20 protein-coding genes and 1 pseudogene are annotated in these 22,310 nt (G+C 57.3%); 14 read left to right on the top strand and 7 right to left on the bottom strand.

Going from position 1 to position 22,310, the window contains the following annotated elements; genetic code table 11:
- Positions 1-10: 10 nt before the first annotated feature.
- The 6 genes from LRS53_RS19375 to LRS53_RS19400 all read right to left on the bottom strand — a co-directional run bounded on the left by LRS53_RS19375 (position 11) and on the right by LRS53_RS19400 (position 5,090).
- Complete coding sequence (locus LRS53_RS19375) at positions 11-397, bottom strand: RidA family protein (protein WP_059313667.1); 387 nt, start codon at positions 395-397, stop codon at positions 11-13.
- 28 nt (positions 398-425) lie between these two features.
- Positions 426-1,202, bottom strand: a complete 777-nt coding sequence (locus tag LRS53_RS19380) for an amino acid ABC transporter ATP-binding protein (protein ID WP_231356993.1) — start codon at positions 1,200-1,202, stop codon at positions 426-428.
- Entirely contained in the window at positions 1,199-1,861 is a 663-nt protein-coding gene (locus LRS53_RS19385; RefSeq protein WP_160924018.1) for an amino acid ABC transporter permease, read from the bottom strand. Before LRS53_RS19385 ends, LRS53_RS19380 begins: the two co-directional genes overlap by 4 nt.
- 10 nt (positions 1,862-1,871) lie before the next feature.
- Positions 1,872-2,534 (bottom strand): amino acid ABC transporter permease, encoded by a 663-nt coding sequence (locus LRS53_RS19390; protein ID WP_231356994.1) that lies wholly within the window; start codon positions 2,532-2,534, stop codon positions 1,872-1,874.
- Positions 2,535-2,581: 47 nt separating this feature from the next.
- Entirely contained in the window at positions 2,582-3,361 is a 780-nt protein-coding gene (locus tag LRS53_RS19395; protein ID WP_231357090.1) for a transporter substrate-binding domain-containing protein, read from the bottom strand.
- A gap of 268 nt (positions 3,362-3,629) precedes the next feature.
- Positions 3,630-5,090 carry an N-acyl-D-amino-acid deacylase family protein gene (locus LRS53_RS19400; protein ID WP_231356995.1) on the bottom strand — a complete coding sequence of 487 codons (1,461 nt, stop codon included), beginning with the start codon at positions 5,088-5,090 and terminating at the stop codon, positions 3,630-3,632.
- 176 nt (positions 5,091-5,266) lie between these two features.
- Here LRS53_RS19400 and LRS53_RS19405 point away from each other — a divergent pair, with 176 nt between their 5' ends.
- The 14 genes and pseudogenes from LRS53_RS19405 (at position 5,267) to LRS53_RS19470 (ending at position 20,663) form a co-directional block, all read left to right on the top strand.
- Positions 5,267-7,285, top strand: a complete 2,019-nt coding sequence (locus LRS53_RS19405) for a methyl-accepting chemotaxis protein (RefSeq protein WP_231356996.1) — start codon at positions 5,267-5,269, stop codon at positions 7,283-7,285.
- Positions 7,286-7,381: 96 nt separating this feature from the next.
- On the top strand, positions 7,382-7,813 hold the full coding sequence (locus tag LRS53_RS19410) for a LexA family protein (protein WP_059313673.1): 432 nt from the start codon (positions 7,382-7,384) through the stop codon (positions 7,811-7,813).
- Positions 7,806-8,120: pseudogene (locus tag LRS53_RS19415) on the top strand (Y-family DNA polymerase); the annotation flags it as partial. The gene LRS53_RS19410 and the pseudogene LRS53_RS19415, both read left to right, overlap by 8 nt.
- Before the next feature lie 78 nt (positions 8,121-8,198).
- On the top strand, positions 8,199-9,494 hold the full coding sequence (locus LRS53_RS19420) for a tyrosine-type recombinase/integrase (RefSeq protein WP_231356997.1): 1,296 nt from the start codon (positions 8,199-8,201) through the stop codon (positions 9,492-9,494).
- On the top strand, positions 9,478-10,158 hold the full coding sequence (locus LRS53_RS19425; protein WP_231356998.1) for a hypothetical protein: 681 nt from the start codon (positions 9,478-9,480) through the stop codon (positions 10,156-10,158). The genes LRS53_RS19420 and LRS53_RS19425 overlap by 17 nt, the downstream gene beginning before the upstream one ends.
- Positions 10,159-10,245: 87 nt before the next feature.
- A complete protein-coding gene (locus tag LRS53_RS19430; RefSeq protein ID WP_231356999.1) occupies positions 10,246-11,214 on the top strand; it encodes a hypothetical protein in 969 nt (322 codons plus the stop codon).
- On the top strand, positions 11,204-13,225 hold the full coding sequence (locus tag LRS53_RS19435) for a hypothetical protein (protein ID WP_231357000.1): 2,022 nt from the start codon (positions 11,204-11,206) through the stop codon (positions 13,223-13,225). The genes LRS53_RS19430 and LRS53_RS19435 overlap by 11 nt, the downstream gene beginning before the upstream one ends.
- The gene (locus LRS53_RS19440; protein ID WP_231357001.1) at positions 13,197-13,661 is read left to right on the top strand and encodes a hypothetical protein; all 465 of its coding nucleotides are present in this window, start codon (positions 13,197-13,199) and stop codon (positions 13,659-13,661) included. The genes LRS53_RS19435 and LRS53_RS19440 overlap by 29 nt, the downstream gene beginning before the upstream one ends.
- A gap of 486 nt (positions 13,662-14,147) precedes the next feature.
- Positions 14,148-15,992, top strand: coding sequence for a copper resistance system multicopper oxidase (locus tag LRS53_RS19445; protein WP_231357002.1), 1,845 nt, complete (start codon positions 14,148-14,150; stop codon positions 15,990-15,992).
- Positions 15,993-16,282: 290 nt separating this feature from the next.
- Complete coding sequence (locus LRS53_RS19450) at positions 16,283-17,152, top strand: copper resistance protein B (protein ID WP_312730790.1); 870 nt, start codon at positions 16,283-16,285, stop codon at positions 17,150-17,152.
- Positions 17,153-17,205: 53 nt separating this feature from the next.
- Positions 17,206-17,583 carry a copper resistance system chaperone CopC gene (copC, locus tag LRS53_RS19455; protein ID WP_231357003.1) on the top strand — a complete coding sequence of 126 codons (378 nt, stop codon included), beginning with the start codon at positions 17,206-17,208 and terminating at the stop codon, positions 17,581-17,583.
- 2 nt (positions 17,584-17,585) lie between these two features.
- Positions 17,586-18,518, top strand: a complete 933-nt coding sequence (gene copD, locus LRS53_RS19460) for a copper homeostasis membrane protein CopD (protein ID WP_231357004.1) — start codon at positions 17,586-17,588, stop codon at positions 18,516-18,518.
- A 55-nt stretch (positions 18,519-18,573) separates the two neighbouring features.
- Positions 18,574-19,260: a heavy metal response regulator transcription factor gene (locus LRS53_RS19465; protein WP_231357005.1), complete on the top strand. Its 687-nt coding sequence runs from the start codon at positions 18,574-18,576 to the stop codon at positions 19,258-19,260.
- Entirely contained in the window at positions 19,257-20,663 is a 1,407-nt protein-coding gene (locus LRS53_RS19470) for a heavy metal sensor histidine kinase (protein ID WP_231357006.1), read from the top strand. Before LRS53_RS19465 ends, LRS53_RS19470 begins: the two co-directional genes overlap by 4 nt.
- A gap of 278 nt (positions 20,664-20,941) precedes the next feature.
- On the opposite strand, the gene LRS53_RS19475 is transcribed toward LRS53_RS19470, so the two are convergent.
- Complete coding sequence (locus tag LRS53_RS19475; protein WP_231357007.1) at positions 20,942-22,306, bottom strand: heavy metal sensor histidine kinase; 1,365 nt, start codon at positions 22,304-22,306, stop codon at positions 20,942-20,944.
- Between the last annotated feature and the right edge of the window lie 4 nt (positions 22,307-22,310).

Raw genomic sequence — 22,310 nt, forward strand, 5'->3', positions numbered from 1 at the left:
GCGATTTGTCTCAGGCCTTGGGTTTGTAGGCGATGCAGTCGATCTCGACCTTGCAGTCCACCATCATGGAGGACTGCACGCAGGCGCGCGCCGGGGCGTTGCCGGCGAAGTATTCGGCGAACACCTTGTTGAAGCTCCAGAAGTCACGCGGATCGTCCAGCCAGACGCCGGCGCGTACCACGTGCTCCAGACCGTAGCCGGCTTCATTGAGGATGGCGATCAGATTCTGCATGGTCTTGTGGGTCTGGGCGACGATGCCGCCGTCGATGATCTCGCCATTCTCCATGGCCACCTGGCCGGAGACGTGCAGCCAGCCATCGGCTTCCACCGCGCGGGCGAAGGGCAGGGGTTGGCCACCTGCGCCGCGTTCGCCGGCGCCGTAACGGATGATGCTCATAAGGGTGCTCCTGTAGCGGGGATGGGATTCAAAAAGAGGTCCGGCCGAGGAATTCGGCGAGACGGGTGGAGCGCGGCCGCTCGAAGAGTTCGCGGGGCGGACCCTGCTCCTCGATGCGGCCCTGGCTCATGAAGACGATGCGATCCGACACCTCATGGGCAAATCTCATCTCGTGGGTCACCAGCAGCATGGTCATGCCATCCTGGGCCAGGTCCTTGATCACCGCCAGCACCTCGCCGACCAGCTCCGGGTCCAGCGCCGAGGTGGGTTCGTCGAACAGCATCAGACTGGGATTCATGGCGATGGCGCGGGCGATGGCCACGCGCTGCTGCTGACCGCCAGAGAGCTGGCCGGGATGGTAATCGCGGCGCTCGATCAGTCCGACCCGGCGCAGCCACTGCTCGCCGATGGCTATGGCTTCGTCCTTGCCCAGCTTCTTGACCTTGCGCAGGCCGAGGGTGACGTTTTCCAGGGCGGTGAGATGCGGAAACAGATTGAATTGCTGGAAGGCCATGCCGGTGAGCGAGCGCTGACGAGCGATTTCGCGTTCCGGCAGGCGCTGGCGGCGACCGCTGTCTTCACGGTAGCCGATGGCCTCGCCGGCCAGCCGGATGCTGCCACCCTGGAAGTCTTCCAGCAGGTTGACGCAGCGCAGCAGGGTGGTCTTGCCCGAGCCACTGGAGCCGATCAGGGTGACCACGTCGCCGCGATGGAGGGCGAGATCGATGCCCTTGAGTACCTCCACGGTGCCAAAGCTCTTGTGCAGGCCGTCGATGCTGAGCAGGGGAGCGTTGAGGTCGGTCATGGCAGGGTCACCCGTTTTTCCAGGTAGCGGCCGAGCCGCTCGATGGCGAAGTTGATGAGAAAGAACAGTAGCCCGGCGAACAGATAGAACTGCAGGGTCATGAAGGTGCGGGCGATGACCTGCTGGCTGCTCAGGAGCAACTCGGCCACGCCGATCACCGAGAGCAGGGTGGAAGCCTTGACGATCTCGGTGGAGGCGTTGACCCAGGTTGGCAGGATCTGGCGCAGCGCCTGGGGCAGGAGCACCTCCTTGAGACTCTGGGCGAAGGTCAGGCCGATGGCCTTGGCCGCCTCGTGCTGGCCACGCGGAATGGCCTGCAGGGCGCCGCGGACGATCTCCGCCACATGGGAGCCGCAAAACAGCAGCAGCGCCGCGGTGCCGGCCTGGAAGGGCGTGGGCCGCAGGCCCAGGGCCGGTGCCATGTAGTAGCAGGCCAGCACCAGCACGAACACTGGGGTACCCCGGATCAGGTCGGAATAGAGGCGGAACGGCAGGCGCAGCGGCCAGCGACCATAGGTCAGCGCCAGGCCGCCGAGGGTACCGAGCAGGGTGCCGCCCAGTACCGCCAGCACGGAGCAGGCCAGGGTGGTGGCGAAACCGGCGGCCAGGGTCTGGCGGGCGTTCCACAATTCCAGGAACCAGGAGGGGGCTTCGTACACGATACGGCTCCTAGCGGGTCAGGCTCAGCCGTCGTTCCAGCTGGCGCAGCAGCAGGGCGATGACGTAGCAGGTGAGGATGTAGAGGAGGCTGGTCACCAGCCAGGTCTCGATGACCCGGTAGCTTTCCAGGTTGATCTTGCGTGCCTGGTAGGTCAGCTCCGGCACGGCGATAGCCGCCGCCAGGGAGGTGTCCTTGAACAAGGAGATGAAGCTGTTGGAGAGCGATGGCAGGACGTTACGCAGCATCACCGGAATGATGACGTAGGCCTTGATCTGCCATTCGCGCAGGCCGATGGCCAGGCCCGCCTCGCGCTGGCTCTTGGGAATGGCCATGAGGCCGCCGCGAAACACCTCGGCCAGGTAGGCGCCGGCATAGAGCGCCAGGGTGATGAGAAAGGAGCTGAGCTTGTCCAGGCGGATACCGACGCTGGGCAGGGCGAAGTACAGCAGCAGGATCAGCACCAGGATCGGGGTGTTGCGCACCAGGGTGACGTAGCCCGCCGCCAGCCAGCGCAGCGCCCGCACCGGCGAGAGCAGGGCGAAGGCGGTGGCCAGGCCGATCAGGCAGCCGATGGCGATGCCCACCAGGGCCAGCTGAAGACCCAGGGCGAGCCCGGCCAGCAGGTGATCCAGGTTCTGCCACACGGGGGCGAAGTTCAGGGTGTAGTTCATGCTAGACGTCTACCGAGAGGGCGCGGACAGGCCGCGCCGGGCCAGGATCACTTGAACTCGACAGGGAAGCCGATCGCCGGAGACGGCAGCTCGACACCGAACCACTTCTTGAAGGACGCCTGGTAGGTGGGGAATTCCACACCGGTCATGGCCTCGTGCAGGGCGGTGTTGACGAAGTTCAGCCAGTCCTGTTCGCCGCGCTTGACCGCGCAGGCGTAGGTCTGGGGGCTCCAGGCATAGTCGGGCGAGCGGTAGCGACCGGGATTCTGGGTCATCAGGTACTTGACCGAGGACTGGTCGGTGGCCACGGCGTCGGCACGGCCGGTGCCCAGGGCCTGGTAGAGCAAATCGACGCTGTCGTACTGATCGACCTTGGCGCCGGGCAGCGCCTGGTGCACCAGCTCCTCGGCATAGACGTTCTGCAGCACGGCCACGGTCAGGTCGTCCTTGGCCGCCTTGAGGTCATCGATCTGCTGGTAGCGGCTGTTGGCCGGCAGGAGCAGGGCCACGCCCTCACGGTAATAGGGCAGGGTGAAGGCGACCTGCTGGGCGCGGCTGGCGGTCACGGTGATGAACTGGCAGCTGATGTCGACCTTGTCGGTGAGCAGGTTGGGGATGCGCGCATCCGAACCCTGCACGACGAATTCGACCTTTTCCGGATCGTTGAACAGGCCCTTGGCGATGACCTTGGAGATATCGATATCGAAGCCCTGCAACTTGCCGTCGGCGCTCTGGAAGTGCCAGGGGGCGTTGGTGCTGCCGCTACCCACTATCAGGTGACCGCGCTTGAGTACGTCATCCAGCTTGGCCGCCTGGGCGCCGGTCATGGCGACCAGACCCACCAGCAGCGCCAGTGTTTTCCACCCCTTCGTCTTGCCCGTCATCATGCGACTCCTTTTCCGTTATAGCGGAATAATGTTCGTAACAACGGAATAGACTGCAGTCACTGTGCCAGCTTTTTCGATGGCTTTGCAAATCAATGGCTTGGCTTGAACGACGAGCAAAGAAGAGGCTCTCGGTGCCGTGGGTGGCACCGGGAAGTGGCGGAAGGTAACGGCGGTGCACCAGGTCAGGACGTTACCCGGTAGCGTTCGATCAGCAGCGTGGGAAGGTTTGCCGCAGGTCCCCGGCACGGGGCAGGAAGCGGCCATGGCGCTCGTCGATGCTTTGGCCCGGCGCATAGGCCAGACGGCCATTCACCCAGACGGCGTGGATGCCTTCGGCGGGGCGCTGTGGCTCGCTGAAGTCGGCCACGTCGCGAATGCGGGCGGGATCGAACAGCACCAGGTCGGCCTGGGCGCCTGGTTCGATCAGGCCGCGATCCTTGAGGCCGAAGCGGGCGGCGGACAGGCCGGTCATCTTGTGCACGGCGGTGTGCAGGGGGAAGAGACCGAGGTCACGGCTGAAATGGCCGAGCACCCGCGGAAAGGCGCCCCAGAGGCGCGGATGGGGGAAGGGATCCTCGGGCAGGCCGTCGGAGCCGATCATGCTCAGCGGATGAGCGAGGATCAGCCGCACATCGGCCTCGCTCATGCCGTAGTAGACGGCACCCGCTGGTTGCAGGCGACGGGCGGCTTCCTGCAGGTCCAGGCCCCAGTCAGCGGCGATGGCGTCCAGGTCGCGGCCGCCGCACTCGGGATGCGGGGTGGACCAGGTGATGGTGATGCGGTGCCGGTCGGTGACCTGCCTGAGATCCAGGGTGGAAGAACTGGCTGCATAGGGATAGCAGTCGCAGCCGACCGGTTGGGTCTGCGCGGCCTCGGCCAGGGCGCCGAGCAGTTCCGGTGCGCGCCCCCAGTTGTCCACCCCGGCGCACTTGAAGTGGGAGACCACCACCGGTGCCCGGGCCTGGCGACCGATGTCCAGGGCTTCGTCCAAGGCCTCGTGCACCGCGGCGAATTCGCTGCGCAGGTGGGTGGCATAGAGTCCGCCCACGGCGTCCAGCTCCGCGGCCAATTCGGCTACTTCTGAGGTCGGCGCCGCCGCGGCGGAGGCATAGGCCAGCCCGCTGGAGAGCCCCAGGGCGCCAGCCGCCAGGCTTTCACGCAATTCAAGGCGCATGGCGGCGATTTCGGCCGGAGTGGCGGCACGCTGGAGATCGTCCAGGTGGTTGCTGCGCAACGCCGTGTGGCCGACCAGGGCAGCCACGTTGACGCCGGGCTGCGCCCGTTCCACGGCGGTGCGGTAGGCGGCGAAGGTGGGATAGACGAAGGCCATGGCCGGGCCGAGCAGATTCAGCGGGTCCGGCGGCTCGCCACGTAGCCGCACCGGGGCGGCGCTGATGCCGCAGTTGCCCACCACCACGGTAGTGACTCCCTGGCTGAGCTTGGGCAACTGCTCGGGGCGGCGGATGACCATGGTGTCGTCATGGGTGTGAACGTCGATGAAGCCAGGCGCCAGCACCAGGCCGCTGCCGTCGCGGACCTCTCGGGCTGGTTCAGTGGCCAGGTCGCCCAGCTTCTGGATACGTCCGGCTGCGATAGCGACATCGAGCGGCCTGCCCGGACGGTCGTGGCCGTCCAGCACCAAGGCATTGCGAATCAATAAGTCGTGCATGCTAGAGCTATCCGAAGACCGTTGAGGGGCGGCTTTCGACCGCCGAGTGGCAAATAGCCAAGGAAGCGAAGCGACAGCTCGATAGAGACGAAACTGTTACAAGAATTTTTGTCTATTACGTCACAAATAGGGCGGTACAGCCCTAATGACCCCTTTCGCCGCCGCCCGAGCTAGCCATGAATCTGCTGACCCCTGCTGTAACGATAATGAATCGCCTGAGGTTTCCCGCCAAGTTCGCCTGCCTCGCCACCATCGTTCTGGTGCCGCTTCTGTTTCTCAGCGTCTACCTCTATCAGGATATCCAGGAGCAGCGCGTGAGCCTGACCCAGGAGATCGACGGTCAACGCTATCTGACGCAGCTGACCCCGGTCGCCCGACTGAGCATGTTGCAGCGTGCCCTAACCAAGCGTGTCCAAGATGGCGACACCTCGGCGCAGCAGGATTGGCAGAACAATCGCGACAACCTGCTCAAGGCCTATGACGACCTGGGGCAGCTGGATCGTGAACTCGGCGGTAAGCTGGAAACCGGCGATCGCGTCAGCCAGCTGCGGCTGGGAGCCGAACGGTTGTTGCAGGGCACCTCAGGCAACTCCCTGGAGGTGTTCGAAGGCTGGAATGAGCAGCTGACCAAGACCCTCAACTTCTTCTATTACGTCTCGGCCACCTCGGGCCTGGCGCTGGATGCCGACTACACCAGCCTCTTTCTCATCGATATCACCTCGCTGCGACTGCCGCGGGAGATCAATCTCATCGGCCAGCTGCGCGGCCTGGCGAGCGGCCTGAGCGCTACCAACAACTTCGATCCGGCCACCCTCAATGTGGCGCGTACCCTGGTGCGCCAGGAGCGGCAGACCGCCGACGAACTGGAGCAGGGTTTGCGGCTGCTGGCGCGCCAGGCGCCTGAATTGGCGCAACGCCTCAAGAGCTCTTTGGCGCTCGCGGCGGACGACTATGCCAACTTCCGCCAGGGCATGCTGACTGCCATGAGCGGGGAGGGTGTAGTTGCCGGGCGCGCTCTGGGTGCCCAGGGCAATGCCGTGGTCGCCCGCTACTACAAGGTTCTGGAAGAGGCCCAGGGCCTTCTGTCCCAGATGCTGGCCGAGCGTCTGGCCTATGAGACCGCGCTGCGCAATATGATGCTGGGCATGATCCTGGGGGCCTTGCTGCTGCTGAGCTACACCTTCGCCGGCATCTACCAGGCCCTGCGCCTGGGGATCGCCGAGCTGGTCGAGGTGACCGCCGCCGCTGCCCGGGGCGATCTGAGCCGCCGGGCCGCCTTGTCCGGGCGTGACGAGATCGCCGACATCGGTCGTAGCCTGGATGAGATGCTGGAGGCCTTCGGTCGCTCGCTGCGCGAGGTCGATCAGGCTTCCCAGGCAGTCGCCCAGGCATCCGGTGCCCTGGCCGGCTCCATCGGTCAGGCACGCTCGACCATGCAGGCGCAACAGGGCGAGACCGACCAGGTGGCCACGGCCATCACCGAGATGACCGCCAGCGTGGCGGACGTCGCCAACAACACCGAAGGCGCTGTCGCGGCTGCCCAGCAGGCCGATCAGGCCACCCGTGACGGCGCCCGGGTGATGCAGCAGACCCAACAGGCCATCGAAGCCCTGGCCGCCGAGGTGGATCTCAGCGCCACCAAGGTCGCCGCCCTGGAGAGTCACAGCCAGGCCATCGGCGGGGTCATCGCGGTGATCCGTACCATCGCCGAGCAGACCAATCTGCTGGCCCTCAACGCCGCCATCGAGGCCGCCCGGGCCGGTGAGCAGGGCCGCGGCTTCGCCGTGGTGGCCGACGAGGTCCGCACCCTGGCCTCGCGCACCCAGACCTCCACCGAGGAGATCCGCCGCATCATCGAGCAATTGCAGGGCGCTACCGGCGAGGCCGTCGGCCAGATGCAGGCCAGCCGTGGCCATGCGCTGACGGGGGTCGCGGCCGCCGAGCAGGCCAGTGCCAGCCTGACCAGCATCGGCTCCGCGGTAGGACGCATCGTCGACGTCAACGTACAGATCGCCAGCGCCGCGGAACAACAGGCCGCGGTGTCCGAGGACATCAACCGCAACACCACGGGCATCCGTGCCAGTACCGTGCAGGTACTGAGCGGGATCGAGTCCGACGCCGGTACCGCCGAGCGCCTGGCGGGCCTCTCCCAGGACCTGCGCAGCGTGGTCTCGCGCTTTCGCCTCAGCGCCTGAGGGCGCCGCTCATCGGCAGGAACCAGGTCCGACTTTACAACCTGGCTCCTGCGGATAACTGTATAAATAGACAGTTATCCGCAGGAGCACCTTGTCATGTCCGTTACCGTCCTGGGTTGCCTGGCGTCGTCCGACACCCAGTTGCCGCTCTATGATTTTCGCCTGCCGTGCGGTTTTCCCTCGCCGGCCCAGGATCATCTGGAGCGCCAGGTCTCGCTGGACGAACTGGTCGACCTGCGCGCTCCTCATACCTACGTCATCCAGGTCAGTGGCGACAGCATGACCGGGGTGGGCATCTTTCCTGGCGATCTGGTGATCGTCGACCGCGCCCGTCCGGCGCGGGTCGGCGATATCGTGGTGGCGGTGCGCGATCGCGAACCCACCCTCAAGCGCCTGGGCCGGCGCGGCGCGAACTTCGTCCTGCTGGCGGAAAATCCCGCCTATGCGCCCCTGGTCATCGGCGAGCGCGACGACTTCGAGGTGTGGGGTGTAGCCACCCACAGCCTGAGGCGCTTTGGCCATGGCTGAGTCGGTGTTGGCGCTGATCGACTGCAATGCCTTCTATTGCAGTTGCGAGCGGGTCTTCCGCCCCGATCTCGCCGGGCGCCCGGTGGTGGTGCTATCGAACAACGACGGTTGCGTGATCGCCCGCTCGCCCGAGGCCAAGCGCCTGGGCATCGCCATGGCCGCGCCCTGGTTCCAGGTGCGCGAACTGGCCCGGCGCGGCGAGGTCGAGGCCTTCAGTTCCAACTACGCCCTCTATGGCGATCTCAGCGATCGGGTGATGCGCACCCTGGCGACCCTGGTGCCGCGCCTGGAGCGTTACAGCATCGATAATGGCAAGGTGTATGGTGGGGGCACCCAAGCCTTGTGATGTCATCCATGGACATCGTCTCCTCGTTGAGGTCGACAAATGGCAAAAATAGAGCGTGTGCGCTTCGTTCCCTATGTCGTCGTCCCTTCGGAAGACAAGACGATATATTCTTTAAGCAATCGACAAGCCATTGAAGGTCTCCCCCAAATCTTTTGGGCTAATAATAAGCCATGGCAAGAAGCAAATCTTTGGGCTGTCGAACGTGCAACTTCATCTAGGGCATCGCTAAAGACTGTTTCAAGTAACATGAACGGTCTTTTGAACTATGCAAATTTTCTTGAAGCCCGAAATGTCTCTTGGTTTCAATTCCCTCGTCGCAAGTCAGAACGCTGCTTGGTTATTTATCGCGGATTCCTAGTGAAACTGCGGGATTCGGGCGCGATAAGTCCTGCTACCGCGTCAGAGTACATGCGTAATTGCATCATGTTCTATCATTGGATTAAGGAGAATAAACTGCTTGGTGAGCACGTGCCACTATGGCGAGAGCTTCCTTATGCCTTTAGTTTTTTCGATAGTCATGGCTTCAACAGGACGATTACTGGTATTACTACCGACCTCGGCATTCCAAATAGACAAAGGCCTGGGATTAGATTGGAAGGAAATCTCTTGCCAGTATCGTCCGCTGACCGCGAGTCTATATTAGACTTCGTTTCTGCGAATGGATCGCGCGAGCTATATTTAATGTTAGCAACTGGCTTCTTTACTGGAATGCGTCTTGGAAGTATTTGCGATTTAAAAATCACAGCCCTAGCCCAAGCGGTTGTCGATCCATATGCGCCTGCGCTTCTAAAGCTTGCTGTTGGCCCTGGTGCACAACCGCCAATCCATACAAAGTTTAATGTGACAGGTCATGTATGGATGCCCAAAGCCTTGCGGGATGAACTGTTGGAGTATACCGCAACTTTGCGCAGGAGCCTGCGGCAAGCCAAGGCCAAAAAAGAAAATCGCGACTTGGTTTTTTTAACCAGATTTGGAAATTCTTATGGGAGGCTGAAAAGTAACCAATCTTCCGCAATCAATGTCGAGATGTCCGCGATAAGGAGAAAGGCTAGTCAGAAAGGAGTGGAGGTACTTCGTAGCTTCAGGTTCCATCAAACTCGATGCACATTTGGCACAGAGTTGGCTCGATTAGCCTTGGCCGTCACTTCTGACGCAGCACTTGTTATTGCTGTTGTGAGCGATGCTTTACTTCATGGGCCGAACTCTGAAGCTACTACTTTCAAATATATTCGCTTTGTGCAGACGCTTCCGGTAAAGCAAGCGCTCGCTGACAAGTTTATGGCTGCATTCAGCGGTGCCGATCTTAAGGTAGGCAATAATGGAAGCCGTCAATGATTTAAACTTGACTTTCCCTATGCTCAGGTATGGTACTGCTGAGACGCCATGGGATCTCATCATATTTTTGTACAAGGGTGGTGCATCGGCTAGATCTAACGTAGCTAGGCGGAAGATTGAGCTAGGTGAATTGGATCCGTTGCTTCATGAGCGTATGCCGTTAGTGCTTCAAATTCACGCGCATGTGACGGCTGATCTTGTCAGCGGCCTAAGTCGTAATACTGTAGAGAACAGAATTCGAGCTCTGCGGCAATTCTTTTCATGGTGCGATGAGTCTGGAGCCAGCCTTGCAATGGATTCCGTCGCCGAATCATTTATCCGTTATGCCGACCATCTCCTTCATTTAAAAAGAACCAATCGATCAATATCTGAAATATGGATGTATGACAGGGTTACCAGGTGTTGTAATGTGTTGGATCGAATTCTGGATCGTAAGGTTAGCTTGCTTAAAAGTACCCGCATACGCAAGTTAGGATCAATTAGAAAAAATGTCTCTAAAGTTGATAAGCATGATTTGCAAAAGCTGTTCAATTTCGGCCACATGCTTTCAGATGTTTGTGTTGCCCTGTCGTGGGAGGCCTCTATAGGTGAATTGCCGGTTTCTATCTCACTACGTACTGGTCAGGTTTATCTACACTGGTCTCGTTTGCAAGATCCAGAATAAATAGCAGCTAAGACAAGTCCTGCTCGAAGGTTTTCTCGCATTGCTGTATCACTGAAGCGGCGATCTTCTCGTGAGGCGGATAAAACGTTGCAAACTCGCTACCCGCTAGTCAATTTGAGAATTGCCTGTGAACTTCTGATTTTTATAGCTCAAACTGGCTTGAATCTAGCTCAGGCTTACAGTTTGCGGCTTGAGCAGTTTCATTATACTAGTCATCTTGATGGTTATCAGGTTCGTACCTTTAAGAGACGACGCCAAGGTGAGGTTCTTTTCGAAATCTTCCAGTCTTATAAGTCATGGCTTGAGGATTATCTTGAATTTCGTCGAAGGTGGTTTCCCGACCAGGCTGATGGTCTTTTGTTTCCATTGGTGCGGCGTGGCAGTCGAGCCGATAAACCGCCTCAATTTACAAATGTTAAAGTTTTATGTCGCGCTCTTAGTTTGCCATTTTTAGGTACAAGTCTTATGCGAGGTGTCCGGATCAACTGGCAACTTCGTGAGACTAAAAACCCCCGTCAGGTTGCAGACTTAGCCCAGCACTCAGTTGAGACTCTACTTCGTACATATATCGATCCGCATCCGCAAATTGCTAAGGTTGAAATAACCCAGTTTCAACATCAATACGATCCATCATTCGCGTCGCCTGCACCAGGCAGATGTCTCTCGACCTTGCCCTCGCCAGTTGAAGGTACTGTGAAAGCTGCTCCTGTTCCTGATTGTATAAACTCATCAGGGTGTTTTTTTTGTACACAACATAGGGATATCGATAGCCAGGATCATGTCTGGTCCCTCTTTAGTTTGAGGCATTTGAAGTCGCTAGAACTTTCTCAGGCCACCCCAATAAATGACGCTGAGGACATCCATCCGGCTATGTTGGTGATAGAGCGGATTACTGAAAAGCTAACGTTTTTTAAAGAAAGCAGCGATGTTCGCAATAGTTGGTTCATCGAAGCGCAACATCGAATAGATGAAGGAAACCACCATCCAGCGTGGAATGGTTTCATTCGCTTAGCTGAAATAAAAAGCCGGCAAAAGGGTGAAATTTATGTCTCATGACCTTGCCTTAGCTATCGATCATCCACTTGTTACTCCTAGTGCTCCAAATTATCGTCCTGATATTTGGCCGCCTCGCGCAGATTGGCCAATCGTAATCGACAAATCAGGTCAAGTTGTAAGCCGTTGGGGGGATGTCATTTGGAGATTAGATCCTTGGGCAGGGAAAAGTCTGACGTTAAATTTTGGTGACGGTGCTCTAAAAAAGAATGTAGCCCCGATTGATAAAGCCAATGCCGATCTATTGAGAGTCGTAATGGGTTGGTGGATGTATGGCCCAACCGGTGCAAGGGGGGTTAGAACATTGAAGGGCCGCTTCGACATGATGCGTCAGCTTTTTGTAGCATGCGCTCGTGAAGGCGTTCTTGCATCGAATTTGATGCGATTTCCCCATGTAGTTGATCGTCTTTTTCATGTCATTCCCAAGTCTAGGTCAGGTGAGTTCCTAGTCTTATTGCATGAGCTTTTCGAGCGGCGGGATATATTAGGTTTCACTTTGTTGGACCGTAGAGGTATAGCCCGGCTCGCTGCTTCAGTGCCTGACCACGAAACATCACAAACACCTTATATCCCGCCTAGAATTTGGCACTATCAAGTCACAAGATTGCGTGAATGTCTCGACGATTTTTTGGCACATAAAAGTCAAATCAGAAACTGCTTCTTATTTTGTATGAAAGCCCACCAGCAAGAGGGCGTCAGGTCACTAAAAGATAGGCCGCGACGACCATTTGGTCCACCCGCCTATTGTACAAGTGGAAAGCGGACAGGCTATAAATTCTTCGGTCGGTTCTCTGATACGCTAGCTAAGTTTGGAATCGAAGATTTGCTTTGCAAATGGTTGGTGATGGAGCGTGGCGATGCGAATATTCGTCATCTTACAAGTTACTTTAGTTTGATTAGTCATGCGGGTCTCGCCTACCTTTTGAGCTTCAGTCTTATGCGTGCTGAAGAGGCATGGAACTTGAAGTGTGATTGCTTGCATGTTGAGCAGGATCCTGACTTCGGGAGCATTTATTTGTTGCGGGGCTGCACCACAAAAACTTTAGTTGATCTCAATGCTCTTTGGGTGACCTCACCATCAGCTAAATCTGCTGTCGAGGCTATGCAGGTAGTGGCGCTTCTTAAGTTAGGCAGTCACCCAGAGGCACTAGATGATCTCGCTTCACCCTCCGTATATCTAAATGACTATAAGTCTTACCCTTGGCATGTAAACAAACAACGCAGGGCTACAGGATTACGTCCTGGAATCCCCTCCTATTGGGACGTAATTACAAAGTGGCACAAGAAGCTATTTGACTTTGATAAATTGAAGATAACACAGCAGGATTATGATCTGGCTCGTTTGGTGACGCCTACTCTTAGTAACGATTATGCCGTTGGCAAGCCTTGGCCGCTTGCTTGGCATCAGTTGCGCCGTACTGGTGCGGTTAATATGCAAGCTTCTGGTCTTGTCAGTGATGCTTCTTTGCAATATCAACTGAAACATGTTACGAGGGCTATGAGCCTTTATTATGGGCGAAATCATTCTAGAGTTAGGTTGGAGGAGAAGGCGAGCACGCTTTATGTCCGCGCGATGTACGAATCTTTAGGGCGTCAGTTGCAACTTATTACCAGTGAGAGGTTCATTAGTCCGCATGGGGACAAGAGAAAGTCTGAGATTGTTAGGCTAATTTCCACTTCTGATTATAAGAAAAATAGTGATTTGGCAGAAAAGGGGCACGCAGCTTTTCGTCCTGTATTGCTCGGGGTATGCACAAGTCGATCTCCATGCCCCTATGGTGGTATTGATAATATTGCTCGCTGTGGTGGTGGGGATTTGCCAAATGGGCCTAAGCCATGCGCTGACGTGCTATATGACTGTGACAAGCAGGATGAGATAAACGACCTTGATGCATTGCTAGACGAGCTAATTTCTACAGCCGAATCGAATAGTCCTTTGAGAACATCTTTGGATGCCCAGAAACGCAGCTTGGAGGCTTATCGCAATGTCATCTCACATAGAAAAACAGAGTAGTCCTACAATTCGGCCGGCTGCTGCTGATCAATATCGTGCAGCATTTGAGCGTTTGAAAGCTAACAAGCCAGATCGACTTCCAAAAGGATCTCTTGTAAGTCAAAATAATGTTGCGAAGGAAGCTGGTACCGATCCGTCTTCACTGAAGAAGTCACGTTTTCCATTGCTGATTTCTGAGATTCAAAGTTATATTAAGGAAAAATCCCTCAACCAGCCATTGTCTGCTCGACAAGCTAGTTTGCATGCGCGAGCAAAAAATAAGAAGCTTCACGACAGAATTCTCCAGCTTGTTGAGCAGAGAGATCACTTGGTTAGCTTATTGTGCGAAGCCGACGCAAAAATTCTCGAATTGTACGACCGAGTTTTGGAGCTTGAACGGCAGCTTCCTCCTTCAAAAGTTGTTTCCATGGATGCTAAGGATTTTAAGCAACTCTAATCAAGAATTTATCTTGATTAGAGCGATTAGTGCGCTTTTTTCCTTTTTGTAAGCTCAGGTTTTAAGCGCCAGTTGATTGTCCGGTCGGCGTTCTCCCTAGTTGCCTCCCCTTTTGATGGTCGACGTTAGAACATACTTGAAATCATGTGGGTGGCTCTGCAAAGGCTAATATTACTGTTTAAAGCCTAATGCTCTCAATTAGCCGACCACGACGTATGGGGGCTTCTTATGCTTGCAATAGGAGTCGCCTGGTAAGCGCCTGTATGACCGACATGACTCAGTTAGCGATCAATGCTGGGCTGCTGACCACTCAGGACGCTTCCCTTTCTGAAGCGAAAGGTCGGAGCGGGTTTCACTAGCAGGCGCCGTTCTTGATGCTTACAGAAATGTAATCGCATCCCGCAAGGTGCTGTGACATCGTCCCGTCCAATCTTCTACCTCCTGTAGACGGCGTCGCTACCGTCCTCGCTACTAGGGCATGCTCGTATGGAACCAAGAACTTCTCGACGTACCTTCGTCAAAGGCCTCGCGGCTGCCGGCATGCTCGGTGGACTGGGCTTGTGGCGTTCACCCAGTTGGGCGGCAGCTGGCTCAACGGCGCTCAGCACTCTGACGGGCACGGAGTTCGACCTGTCGATTGGCGAGATGCCAGTGAACATCACCGGTAAGCGTCGCACAGCGATGGTGATCAACGGCGGATTGCCAGGGCCCCTTTTGCGATGGAAGGAGGGCGACACGGTGACGCTTCGCGTGCGCAACAAGCTTGATGCGGCCACCTCGATTCACTGGCACGGCATCATCCTTCCGCCAAACATGGATGGGGTGCCGGGCCTGAGCTTCGCAGGCATCGAGCCGGGCGGGATGTACGTTTATCAATTCAAGCTTCAACAGAACGGGACCTACTGGTATCACAGCCACTCAGGCTTCCAGGAACAGCTAGGGGTCTACGGCCCCCTGGTCATCGAGGCGAAGGAGCCCGAACCTTTCAAATACGATCGTGAGCATGTGGTGATGCTGACGGACTGGACGGATGAAGATCCGGCTTCGCTGATGCGCACGCTGAAAAAACAGTCCGACTACTACAACTTCCACAAGCGCACCGTTGGCGACTTCGTCAACGACGTGGCTGACAAGGGCTGGGCCGCGACGCTGGCAGATCGCAAGATGTGGGCTGAGATGAAGATGAATCCCACGGACCTTGCGGATGTAAGCGGCGCCACCTACACCTACCTGCTCAATGGCCAGGCTCCGAACATGAATTGGACAGGCCTGTTCCGTCCTGGCGAGAAGCTACGGCTTCGATTCATCAATGGCTCTGCCATGACGTACTTCGACATCCGTATCCCGGGCCTGAAAATGACCGTAGTAGCGTCTGATGGTCTTTACGTGAACCCGGTTGAGGTCGACGAGCTTCGTATCGCCGTGGCCGAAACCTACGATGTCATCGTCGAGCCCACAGGCGAGGCTTACACGGTCTTCGCCCAGTCAATGGATCGTACCGGCTATGCCCGCGGCACCCTTGCCGTGCGGGATAGCTTGGTGGCTCCAGTCCCTCCGCTTGATCCTCGCCCCTTGGTCACGATGGACGACATGGGTATGGGCGGTATGGACCATGGCGGCATGGACCACGGCAGCATGAAGGGTATGAATTCGGCGGCCGGTGATGATATGCAGACCATGAGCAGCACGGGAGGCAACCCCATGCCAGCCATGGACCACAGCAAGATGTCCTCTATGCAGGGCATGGATCATGGCGCAATGGCGGGGATGGACCATGGTTCGATGTCTGGAATGGCCGGAACGACCATGCAAAGTCATCCCGCGAGTGAGAAAGACAACCCGCTGGTCGACATGCAGGTGATGACCCCTACCGCCAAATTGAATGACCCCGGCCTGGGTCTACGTAACAACGGACGTAAGGTGCTCACCTACGCCGACCTCAGAAGTACTTTCGAAGACCCTGACGGCCGCGAACCAAGCCGTACCATAGAGCTACACCTGACAGGACACATGGAGAAGTTCGCCTGGTCCTTCGACGGGATCAAGTTCTCCGAAGCTCATCCTCTAGTTCTGAAATACGGTGAGCGCGTAAGGATCGTGTTGGTGAACGACACGATGATGACGCACCCGATTCACCTGCACGGAATGTGGAGTGACCTAGAGGACGAGGAAGGTAACTTCCTGGTACGCAAGCACACCATCGACATGCCACCTGGGTCCAAGCGGAGCTATCGCGTCACCGCCGATGCCCTGGGGCGATGGGCCTACCACTGCCATCTGCTGTACCACATGGAGATGGGTATGTTCCGCGAAGTCCGGGTAGAGGAGTGAAGCCAGTGATCGCCTTGAGTCGACTCCACGTTTATTCGCTGTTTGCTATCACCAGCTTCACCATGGCACCCATCGTTGCCTTCGCTGCAGATACCACCAGGGCTGGTACTGACCATAGCCGGATGCAGTGCCTGGACAAATGCAAAATGCGTGGCATGGACCACTCCAAAATGCAATGCATGGACAGCGGCAAAATGCTGGGTATGGATCACTCGAAAATGCAGTGCACGGATAAGTGCAAGATGCAGGGTACGGATCATTCCCAGATGCAGTGCATGAACAGCAGTCAGATGCAGGGGATGGATCACTCCAAGATGCAGGGCATGGACCACAGCCAGATGCAGGGGATGGATCATTCCAAAATGCAAGGCATGGACCACAGCCAGATGCAAGGCATGGACTCTGGAATGACTGGCATGGCTCCCAGCAAGCCGGCAGCACCCACTCGAAGCCGTACACCTATTCCACCCATCACGGATGCGAACCGGGCGGCCGTCTATCAAAGTGGCAAAGGCCATACCGTCCATGACGATGCGCTCAACTACTTCCTGCTGTTCGATCAGCTTGAGTGGCAGGACGCTGATAACGGCAGTGTGCTGAATTGGGATGTCAACGGTTGGGTCGGGGGTGATATTGACCGGCTCTGGATTCGCTCCGAGGGCGAGCGCACCAACGGAAAAACCGAATCCGCCGAGCTACAAGCATTGTGGGGCCACTCGATCGGCCCTTGGTGGGATTTGGTTGGTGGCGTACGGCAGGACTTCAAACCAGGCCCGCCGCAGACCTGGGCCGCGTTTGGTCTCCAGGGCCTGGCCTTGTACAACTTCGAGGCCGAAGCGACCGCCTTCCTTGGAGAGGGCGGCCAAACTGCTTTGAGGCTGGAAGGCGATTACGACATTTTGCTCACCAATCGCCTGATCTTGCAGCCCACCGCCGAAGCAAATTTTTACGGGCAGAACGACCCCAAACGCGGAATCGGTTCTGGTTTGTCCGAAACGGAAATTGGGGTGCGCTTGCGGTATGAAATCTATCGTGAGTTCGCCCCTTACGTTGGCGTCAGCTGGAGCCGCTCCTACGGCAACACCGCCGATTTTGCCCGGGAAGAGGGGGAGGACCGTAGTGAGGCCCGCCTAGTCCTAGGTGTGCGTATGTGGTTCTAAGCAAACAATAAATCCCTTTCCCAACGAACAGCCTTTGGGCTGTAGGAGTTCCTATGCTCAATCGTGCATCTTTCTTAACGCTCTTCGGCGCTGGAATGCTGTTCAGCGCCTTAGCTCACGCCCATCCCAAGCTGGTGTCTTCGACGCCTGCCGAAGGCAGCGAAGGTACAGCTCCGGCAAAAATCGAGCTGCACTTTTCGGAAAATCTGGTTACCCAGTTTTCCGGTGCGAAGCTGGTCATGACGGCGATGCCCGGTATGGAGCATTCGCCAATGGCGGTCAAAGCAGCTGTTTCGGGTGGCAGTGATCCCAAGACAATGGTCATTACACCCGCCTCGCCTTTGACGGCCGGCACCTATAAGGCCGATTGGCGGGCAGTGTCATCAGATACTCACCCCATTACCGGCAGCGTGACGTTCAAGGTCAAATAAACATGGAAGATCCGTTCAGCATCGGACTTCGCTTCGCGCTGTATGCCGATTTGATGATGCTGTTCGGGCTGGCGCTCTTTGGTCTCTATAGTTTGCGTGGCCCTGAACGCCGCTCGGGCATTGTGTTGCCCTTCCTGCCGTTGCTGGCTACAACAGCGGTGGTGGGCCTCTTACTCTCGATCGTATCCATCGTGCAAATGGCCAAGGCTATGAGTGGAGCAGCGGAATGGAGTGAGGCCATGCCGCACGTTGAGATGATGGTCGCCGAGACAGAGCTTGGCACCGCCTGGCTCATTCGTATGGCCGCGCTCGCTGCCGCTGCTACGGCCATCGGTTTCAACCCTCGTTGGCCAATGGCAAGCCTACTCGCAGTTTCGCTGCTGGCAGGCGTGGCGCTGGCCACACTGGCATGGGCCGGGCACGGCGCTATGGACGAGGGGGGCCGCCGCTTCTGGCACTTCAGTGCAGACATTCTTCACCTTTGGGCTTCTAGTAGCTGGTTCGGCGCGCTGGTGGCTTTTGCCCTGCTGTTACGGCCTAGCAAAGTGGAAACACGGGCGTCAGTCCAGATCCTATCGCGCACGCTTGCAGGCTTTGAACGGGCCGGTGCCGTGATCGTAGTGCTGATCATCTTCACGGGTGTGATGAACTATCTGCTCATCGTCGGACCCCAAATTAGGGGCCTGGTACAAAGCACCTATGGTGTGCTGCTGCTGGCTAAGCTGGGGCTTTTCGCCGTAATGATCGGGCTTGCCTCGGCCAATCGCTTTCTCTTGAGCCCGGCATTGGAGCGAGTAGTCCACCAAGGCGATTACACTCGTGCGGCACGGTTTATTCGGCACAGCATGGCCCTGGAGCTAGGCTCAGCCGTTTTGGTGCTAGGACTGATTGCTTGGCTCGGTACGCTATCCCCTGAGATGGAAGCGGGAATGTGATGCCGCCTGATCCCTTAGTGCTGCCCCGAAAAGATCGCGTAGCCGAGGATGGAGCATGAAACTGCTGGTAGCCGAAGACGAGCCCAAGACCGGTATCTATCTACAGCAGGGTCTCCGAGAGGCAGGCTTCATGGTGGATCGCGTGGTGACCGGGGCGGATGCCCTGGACCAGGTGCAGACCGAAGCCTATGACCTGCTGATTCTCGACGTGATGATGCCCGGTCTTGATGGCTGGGAGGTGGTCAGGCGCCTGCGTGCTGCGGGTCTCTCCGTACCGGTACTGTTCCTGACGGCACGGGATGGGGTAGATGACCGAGTTAAAGGGTTGGAGCTCGGCGCTGACGACTACCTGGTCAAGCCGTTTGCCTTTTCAGAGCTGCTCGCGCGAGTTCGAACGCTGCTACGCCGTAGAAGTGGCAGCTTGCCGGTTCAGACGAACTTGCAGATCGGAGACCTGCAGGTCGATCTGCTCACACGCCGCGTCACGCGTAGTGGTACGCGAATCGACCTTACAACCAAGGAGTTTGCCTTGCTGGAGTTGCTGATGCGCCGGCGCGGCGAGGTTCTTTCCAAATCCCTAATTGCCGCCCAGGTGTGGGACATGCACTTCGATAGCGACACCAATGTCATCGAGGTAGCGATCCGACGATTGCGTGCCAAGATCGACGATGACTTTGGGACGAAGCTGCTCCATACCTGCCGTGGAATGGGCTACAGGCTAGACGTGCAGGGCGAAGGATGAAGACGGGTTCACTCACCTTCCGCTTGAGCCTCATGTTTGTGGTCGCGGTCGTTGCTGTCCTCATCATCGTGGGCATCGCTTTCAACGAGCTGAGCCGCCACCACTTTCGTGCTCTGGATGCCCAAGCGCTGGAAGAAAAGATGGAAGCGATCATTCAGATCGCCCAGGAGCCTGGCGCAAACACGGAACAGATCAAGACTCGCTGGCATACGCTGCTGGGAGCACATCCTGATCTCAGCGCGGTATTTCTTAAAGCGGACGGAAGCCTATTTTTTGCGGAGCCTCCCCAGGCATCAGTGCCTTCCCTTGCTCAGGCTACTGAGCACAATGCCGTATGGGAGTGGGAAAGCGACGGACACATGTTTAGGGCTTTGAAGGCGCAAGTCGCGTTGCCAGAAATCAGCGCTCCGTTGGCCGCGTGGCTGGTCCTGGACGTTACTACCCATATGCACTTCTTCGCCATGCTCGAACGCTGGTTCTGGAGCGTTCTGATAGCCAGCACCGTGTTGAGTGCCGCACTTGGTTGGCTGGTCGCCAAGAATGGGCTGCGTCCGGTGGCAAAGGTAACTCAGACAGCTGCTTCGATGTCCGCAGGCTCCTTGAAGGAACGTATTCCTCTGGAACCCGTGCCCGATGAGTTGCGCGAACTCATCACTGCCTTCAATTCCATGCTCGGTCGCTTGGACGACTCGTTCATGCGTCTATCGAATTTCTCCGCCGACATCGCGCACGAGCTTCGCACCCCGATTAGCAATCTGCGGACCCATACCGAGGTAATTCTGGCCAAGAAACGGGATGCGGATGTGTACGAGGAGAACCTGACCTCTAACCTGGAAGAGCTCAATCGTCTGTCTGGAATCATCGACGGCATGCTGTTCCTGGCCAAGTCCGACAACGGGCTCATCGTGCCCGAGCCGGTAGAGCTAGACCTGGATAAGGTCATCAGCAAGCTGTTTGGGTATTACGAGCTTCTGGCTGAGGACAAGGGAGTCCAGCTCAAGGCATCGGGAAGCGCTTTGATCTTCGCGGATAGCGTGATGATCGACCGTGTCGTGTCGAACTTGCTATCTAACGCCCTGCGCTATACCCCGCCCGGGGAGACGATTGAGGTCAACATCCAAGACCATGGCCGCCGTGTCGAAGTTCGGGTCGAAAACCCTGGCCCCGAGATTCCACCGGAGCATTTGGCGAAGATTTTTGACCGGTTCTATCGGGTAGATCCTGCGCGTCGAGAAGGTGACGGAAACACGGGTCTGGGACTGGCGATCGCACGGTCCCTAATGCACGCGCATGGAGGCATGATCTTATGTACCTCCGAGAATAGTCGTACGACATTTACGTTGTCGTTCACAAAGTCGATTATGGATAGGCCTGACCGCGCAGCTACCAGTAAACACTCCTAATAACGGCCTAGCAATATATACAATCCCTGAATATCCCTCCTCCTTTGATTCCCACATCACCTATGCCTAAGCTCGACTCCAGTGCCCCGTGCCATGTTTGACATAAGACGAAACGAAAATAGGGTTTAAAGAGACGTTCCTTATATGGCTTGCGGTAAGGTCGGTAGGACTTCTTTGAGTCTAAGAAGTTATCTCTACTATAGGGAATACCTTCACATGGCCAATATCGTCCACGAGAGCTAGCGAACACTGCCTTAGCTCTTGAGGACGCGAGCGGATCAAGCAAGTGGGGGAAAGGTCAGTATAAAGCGTGTCTCTCCTTCCGGGCATTCCGCATGAGCTCGCCCTTGATGATAAGCCATGATTGCGCGGACGATTGCCAACCCTAGTCCATTGCCGCCAGTTTGCCGGTTACCCGATCGGTAAAAGCGCTCGAAGAGTTTGGGAAGGTCCTGCGGATCAATCGTCTTGCCTTGGTTGATCACAGCTACATGGCCACCAGTGCCGTGTTCTTGAGCTACCAGCTCTATATACACCGGTGTTCTAGGATTCGCGTGACGAATCGCATTCGATAGCAAATTTGAAAGCGCACGTTGAATCATCAGCTTGTCACCTTCAACTGCAAGGTGACCTTTGACCACCAGCTCGATTTCGTGCGCCTCGGCATAGGCTTCAAACAGGCTACAGACTTTGAGCGCTTCCTGATCAACGTTCACTCGAGTCGGTGAGCGCAGGGGCTCCTGGCTATCCAGTCGAGCCAGTAGCAGCATGTCCTCGACGATCCGACCCAAGCGGTCCAGCTCATCCAACGATTCCTCTAACGCCTGCCGGTATGTCGCCTCATCTCGCTTTCGGCTCAATACCATCTGTGTACGACCTACCAACGTACCTAGAGGGGCACGTAACTCATGCGCGACGTCGTCTGCGAAGCGATCAAGCTGCTGCACGCCGGCATTGAGCCGCTCCAGCATAGTGTTCAGCGCGGCTGCTAGATCAGCCACTTCCGCAGGCAGGTTGGTGTCGTCAAGCCGCAGTGATAGCTGCCGAGTGGTAATGGCGCGTGCAGTACGGCGAAAGCGTCGTAATGGTGCCAGGCCTTGGTAACCTGTCCACCAAGCTGCGGCGCCGATTAGCAGCAGTAGAATTGGTAGGCTTATCAGAGCCGCGCGCAGGAAAGCATCAAGAAGAAAATTATCGCTACTGCGGTCCTGGCTTAGCAGCAGCCGCTGCGCGGGCAAGCCTGGGATCGCCAAGTCTGCCCGAACGGTTAGCAAATCGTGACCGTCGTCGGCATGCCAGGCCATTGTCTGGCCATTTGGCCAATTTCCTTGTCGCAGCTCCTCAGCATAGGCGTGTGAGCCGAGACCATACAGGGGAGTGCCATCGTCGGAAGACAGCACCGTCACAGACAGCTCGTCGTGACCGAGCAGCGCGTCAGCCAGCATGTGCTGCCAAGGTGCTCCCGGATCGGTGGGGCGCTCTTCCAAGCTGTGCTGGATTTGTCCCAATTTAGATTGCAGCTGGTCAACTGCGCGCTTATCCAACTCGCGGGCCAGAACGCCGTACACCAGAACCACCAAAACGGTTGCCAGGAGCAAGCCCACGCCTGTAACAATCAGTCCCAGGCGCAAGGCCAGGCTCATAGGT

Source organism: Pseudomonas sp. PLB05 (assembly GCF_021106615.1).
GTDB classification, from domain to species: Bacteria; Pseudomonadota; Gammaproteobacteria; order Pseudomonadales; family Pseudomonadaceae; genus Chryseomonas; species Chryseomonas benzopyrenica.